Source organism: Ottowia sp. (assembly GCF_035325765.1).
Taxonomy (GTDB): Bacteria; Pseudomonadota; Gammaproteobacteria; order Burkholderiales; family Burkholderiaceae_C; genus Ottowia.
In genome coordinates, this window is the sequence record NZ_DAOKZG010000090.1 from 1 (window position 1) to 5,503 (window position 5,503).

Below are 5,503 nucleotides of genomic sequence, written 5' to 3' on the forward strand. Positions count from 1 at the left end.
CACCTGCAGGTCGCACTGCTGCGCCAGCATGTGCGTGAGCAGGGCGTAGGACGCGATGTTGAACGGCACGCCCAGGAAGATGTCGGCGCTGCGCTGGTAGAGCTGGCAGGACAGCCTTCCTTCGGCGACGTAAAATTGGAAGAAGGCGTGGCAGGGCATGAGCGCCATCTTCGGCAGGTCGGCGACATTCCAGGCGCTGACGATGATGCGGCGGCTGTCGGGGTTGGTCCTGAGCTGCTCGACCACCTGCGCGATCTGGTCGATGTGGCCGCCGCCGGGCCTGGGCCAGCTGCGCCACTGCACGCCGTAGACGGGGCCCAGGTCGCCCGTGGCCGGGTCGGCCCATTCGTCCCAGATCGTCACCCCGCGTTCCTGCAGCCAGCGCGCGTTGCTGTCGCCGCGCAGGAACCAGAGCAGCTCGTAGAGGATGCTCTTCAGGTGCACCTTCTTGGTGGTCACGAGCGGAAAGCCGGCCGCCAGGTCGAAGCGCATCTGGTAGCCGAACACGCTGCGCGTGCCGGTGCCTGTGCGGTCCTGCTTGGCCACGCCGTGCTCGTAGACGTGGCGCATGAAGGTTTCGTACTGGTCGCAGATCGGCAAGGAGGAAGTCATGGATCGGGATTGTGGACCATCGGTCGGCGTAATCCTGGCCGCACGGCTTCCGGGTCGCGGCAGGCTGAGATGTGGTGCTGCTTGAATTTGGGTGGTGGTCATGCGGGTGCCTGCAAGGCTTTCGGCGAAGTTCTGGAAATTGCTTGCAGCAAGGGTCGAAGCAGTCCAAAATACTGTACAAAAATACAGTTAATCATGGTTGCTGTTCCTCTTCCTGTTCCAGCTTCATCGGGCCTGCCTGGCGACCCGGCGGCCAGATTGCGCGATGCGCCACAGTCTCCGGCGCTGCCCGACGTGTGGCGTGCCGACACGTTGGCGACCGGCGGTCTGGGCTGTGTACCGAGCACGCACGCACCGCTGGATGCGGAGCTGCCTGGCGGTGGCTGGCCGCTGGGGGCGCTGGTGGAACTGCTGCTGCCGGATGCAGGCGGGGTGCCGCTGTGGCCGTTGTTGCTGCCGGCCCTGGCGGCGCACCGGGCCGGGTCGGGCGCGGCCGCGGTGGTGCTGGTGGGGTCGCCCGGGGAGTCTGAAGCGACGCTGCAGCCGGGTTTGCCGGCATTGTCTGCGGCTGGCCTGGGGCCCGAACGGCTGCTGTGGGTGCGGGGCGTGGCGGCCGCTCCACGCCTGTGGGTGGCTGAACAGGCACTGCGCTGTGCTGACGTGGCGGCCGTGCTGGCCTGGCTGCCGCAGGCACGCCCAGCCGAGCTGCGCCGGCTGCAACTGGCGGCGGCCCGGCAGGGTGATGGCCTGCTGTTCGTGTTGCGGCCGGCGCGGGCGGCGCGCGCGGCTTCGCCCGCGCCGCTGCGCCTGCGGCTGGGCGTGGACGCGACGGGCGACGCCCTGGTCGTGGACATCGTCAAGCGGCGCGGGCCGACGCTGGCGGCGCCGCTGCGCCTGCCGGCACAGTCGCCTGCCGTGCGCGCGCTGCTGGCGGCCGGCGCGGCCCGGCGCAGCCTCAGACCAAGGTGGCAAGGCGCGCAGGTGCTGCCGTTCGCGGCGCGATCGGGTGGGGCGGAACCGGGCGGCGCGGCACCCTGCGAGGTGGTCCATGCAGTGGATCGCGTTGCAGTGGCCGCCTGAGGCGTCGCCGGCCCGCTGCCTCGCCTCGGAAGTCGGCACGAACGCAGCGAGGCAGGAGCCCCGGCGCGCGCCGGATGAGGCGCTGGCCTGGTGGGCGCTGCAGTTCACGCCACGCGTGGCCCGGGTCGACGAGGCGCTGCTGCTGGAAGTTTCCGGCAGCCTGCGCTTGTGGGGTGGCCTGCGCGCGCTGATGCGCCGCATCGAGACGGAAAACCTGGCCCCGCCGCTAGTCTGGCAGGCGCAGTCTGGCATTGGCCTGGTCGCCCTGGCCGAGCTGCGCCTGCGTGCCGCCGGCCTGCGGCTGCCGCCGCCCGCGGCATGGCCCGAGGCGCTGCCGCTGGAGGTGCTGTCTGCCGCGCGCCCGCACCTGGGGTTGCTCGCGCGCCTGGGCTGTCGCAGCTGGGGGCAGGTCCATGCGCTGCCGCGCGCCGGCCTGGTGCGCCGCTGCGGGCCGCAGCTGCGCGCGGCGCTGGACGTCGCCTTCGGCCTGGCGCCCGAAAGCTACCCGTGGCTCACCCTGCCCGAGCGCTTCGACCAGCAGCTCGACCTGCAGACCCACGTCGACAATGCACCCGCCCTGCTGTGGGCGGCGGCGCGCCTGCTCACGGCGCTGCAGCACTGGCTGCGCGCGCGCCAGCTGGGCGTGCTGGCGCTGGAGCTGGCCTGGACGCTGGACCGCAGGCGGCTCGATGGCCAGCCGCTGCCGCCCGGCGAGGCGCTGGTGGTGCGCACGGCCGAGCCGGCACAGGCCATGGAACACCTGCGCCGCCTGCTGGCCGAGCGGCTGGCGCGCGTGCAGCTGGCCGCGCCCGCCGTGCGGCTGCGCCTGCGCGCGCTCGAAACCGCGCCCTGGCAGGCCAGCAGCCACAGCCTGCTGCCGGGCGAGCGGCGCGCCGGCGAGCCGCTGCACGTCTTCGTCGAGCGCGTCAGCGCCCGCCTGGGTCCGCAGCAGGTGCTGGCAGCCGAGCCGCAGGCCGATCACCGACCCGAACGACGCCAGCGCTGGCGGCCGGCGCAGCAGGCGCTGCAGCAGAAGGCGGCGCCGGTCGCCACGCCCGCCTGGGCCGATGCGCTGGCACCCACCTGGCTTCTCCCTGAGCCGCTGCCACTGGCCGAGCAGGGTGGCCGGCCGCTCTACCACGGCCCGCTGCAGCTGCTGGCCGGGCCGCGCCGCATCGAGGCGGGGTGGTGGCCGCAGGAGCAGGCAAGCGAAGAAACGGTGGACCCCGTCTCTCGAGACTACTACGTGGCCCGCAACCCGGCGTCCGAGCTGTTGTGGGTGTTTCGCGAGCGGCCCACGGCGCGGCAGCCGCAGGCCACGCCGCGCTGGTTCCTGCACGGCCTGTATGCCTGAGCCTGGCCGCTGCCATGCCCGATCCCAGCCGAAAACAGCTCGAAGCGCAGGCCGAGGCCGCTGCGCGCGCGGCGCGGGTACGACGCCTGCCGCGCCGGCCGGTGGCGCGCCACGCACCGTTGCCGCCGTCGTATGCAGAGTTGCATTGCCTGAGCCACTTCAGCTTCCAGCGCGGCGCCAGCAGCCCGCAGGAGCTGGTGCACCGCGCCTGGGCGCTGGGCTATGCGGCGCTCGCCATCACCGACGAATGCTCGGTGGCGGGCGCGGTGCGGGCGTGGCAGGCCCTGGTTGATCTGGAGCGCTCGCGGGAGGCGGCGGAGGCGGACCCCGAACTCGCCGCGCTGCATGCCGCGCGCGCGGCGCTGGGCATGGCCGCGCCGCTCCAGCTCATTCATGGCGCCGAGTTCCGTTTCGATGGCCAGGGCACGCTGGTGGCTCTGGCGTGCGATCTGGCGGGCTGGGGCGACCTGTGCCAGTTCATCAGCCGCGCGCGGCAGGCGGCGATCAAGGGCCGCTACGACGCCGGCGCGCCCGCTGCCGCGATGCGTGCGCTGAAAGCTTGCGCCTTGCTGTGGGCGCCGTGGCGCGACCTCCGGTTTGCGCTGGATCCCGTGGCCGCCAGCGCGCGCTGGACCAGCGCCAGTGCCGGCTTTGATGCGGAATTTGGCTGGCTGCTGGAGCTGCACGGCGAAGCCGACGACGCGCTGTGGCTGGCCGCGCTGCAACAGGCGAGTCAAGCCAGCGGCCGTCCGCTGGTGGCTGCCGGCGACGTGCAGATGCACGTGCGCGCGCGCAAGCGCCTGCACGACGTGCTGTGCGCCATCCGCCTGGGCCAGCCGGTGCACGACTGCGGGTTCGAGCTGCAACCCAATGCCGAGCGCCACCTGCGCCCGCTGGAGCGCCTTGCGCGCATCTACCCGTTTGATGCGCTGGCGGCAACGCTGGCGGTGGCCGCACGCTGCCGCTTCCGCCTCGACGAGGTGCGCTACAACTACCCGCAGGAAAGCGTGCTGCCCGGCCTCACGCCGACGCAGACGCTGCGTCGCCATACCATCGAGGGCGCGCGCCGGCGCCTGCCGCAGGGCGTGCCGCTGCGCATCTGGCGCTACGTGGTCAGGGAGCTGGCGCTGATCGCCGAGTGCCGCTATGAGATGTTCTTCCTCACCGTGCACGACATCGTGCGCGAGGCGCGCCGGCGCGGCATCCTGTGCCAGGGGCGTGGCTCGGCCGCCAACTCGGTGGTGTGCTGGTGCCTGGGCATCACCGAGGCCGACCCGCGCTTCTCGCACCCGCTGCTGGAGCGCTTCATCAGCAGGGCGCGCCGCCACGAACCGCCCGACATCGACGTCGACTTCGAGCACGAGCGGCGCGAGGAAATCATCCAGTACATCTACGCCAAATATGGTCGCGCGCGCGCCGCACTGGCCGCCGCCGTCATCACTTACCGCACGCGCAGCGCGCTGCGCGACGTCGGCGCGGCCCTCGGCGTTGACGCGCGCCTGATCGACGCCGTGGCCAAGGACCACCACGGCTTCGACGCCCAGGGCGTGGGCACGCGCCTGGCCGGTCTGGCCGACGGCCTGAATCTGGCGCCATCGCCCGAGCTGATGCGCCTGTGGCTGGAACTGGCGGCCCAGCTCAAGGGCGCGCCGCGCCACCTGAGCCAGCACGTGGGCGGCTTCGTGCTGACCGAGACGCCGCTCACGCGCCTGGTGCCGGTGGAGCCCGCCAGCATGCAAGGGCGCAGCGTGATCCAGTGGGACAAGGACGACCTGGAGGCGCTGGGCCTGCTCAAGGTCGACGTGCTGGCGCTGGGCATGCTGACGGCGGTGCACCGCTGCCTCGATCTGGTCAGCCGCTGGCGCGGCGCGCCGTTCACGCGCGCCGACATCGTGCAGGAAGACGCCGCCACCTACGCCATGATCCGGCGCGCCGACACGGTGGGCACCTTCCAGATCGAGAGCCGGGCGCAGATGAGCATGCTGCCGCGCCTCAAGCCCACCACCTTCTACGACCTGGTGGTGCAGGTCGCCATCGTGCGGCCCGGGCCGATCACTGGCGGCATGGTGCACCCGTACCTCAAGGCGCGCGAGCGCGCGCGGCGTGGCCTGCCGATCGCCTACGAGCGCTCGCGCCTGGACGTGCCCGGCCAGCCGCCGCGCCTGGCCCGGGCGCTCGGACGCACGCTGGGCGTGCCGATCTTCCAGGAGCAGGTGATGGAGCTGTCGATGCTGGCGGCCGGCTTTTCGGCCGAGCAGGCAGACCGCCTGCGCCGCGCCATGGCGGCGTGGAAGCGCAAGGGCGGGCTCGCACCGTTCGAGCGCGCGCTCACCGAGGGCATGCTGGCGCGCGGCTACAGCGCCGACTTCGCGCGCCGCATCTTCGAGCAGATCAAGGGCTTTGGCGAATACGGCTTCCCCGAAAGCCACGCCTACAGCTTTGCCCTGATCGCCTACG

At 72.4% G+C, this 5,503-nt stretch carries 4 protein-coding genes; 3 read left to right on the forward strand and 1 reads right to left on the reverse strand.

Features of this window, described 5'->3' with window-relative positions:
• The coding region (locus tag PKA16_RS15550; RefSeq protein ID WP_324404557.1) for a thymidylate synthase at positions 1-612 on the reverse strand (612 nt) is incomplete at its 3' end.
• Positions 613-870: 258 nt separating this feature from the next.
• Between PKA16_RS15550 and imuA the strand changes: the two genes are divergently transcribed.
• The 3 genes from imuA to PKA16_RS15565 all read left to right on the forward strand — a co-directional run.
• Complete coding sequence (imuA, locus tag PKA16_RS15555) at positions 871-1,692, forward strand: translesion DNA synthesis-associated protein ImuA (protein WP_324404559.1); 822 nt, start codon at positions 871-873, stop codon at positions 1,690-1,692.
• Positions 1,661-3,046 (forward strand): DNA polymerase Y family protein, encoded by a 1,386-nt coding sequence (locus PKA16_RS15560; protein ID WP_324404561.1) that lies wholly within the window; start codon positions 1,661-1,663, stop codon positions 3,044-3,046. The genes imuA and PKA16_RS15560 overlap by 32 nt, the downstream gene beginning before the upstream one ends.
• A 14-nt stretch (positions 3,047-3,060) precedes the next feature.
• Positions 3,061-5,503: error-prone DNA polymerase (locus PKA16_RS15565; RefSeq protein ID WP_324404563.1), on the forward strand; the 2,443-nt coding region annotated here is incomplete at its 3' end.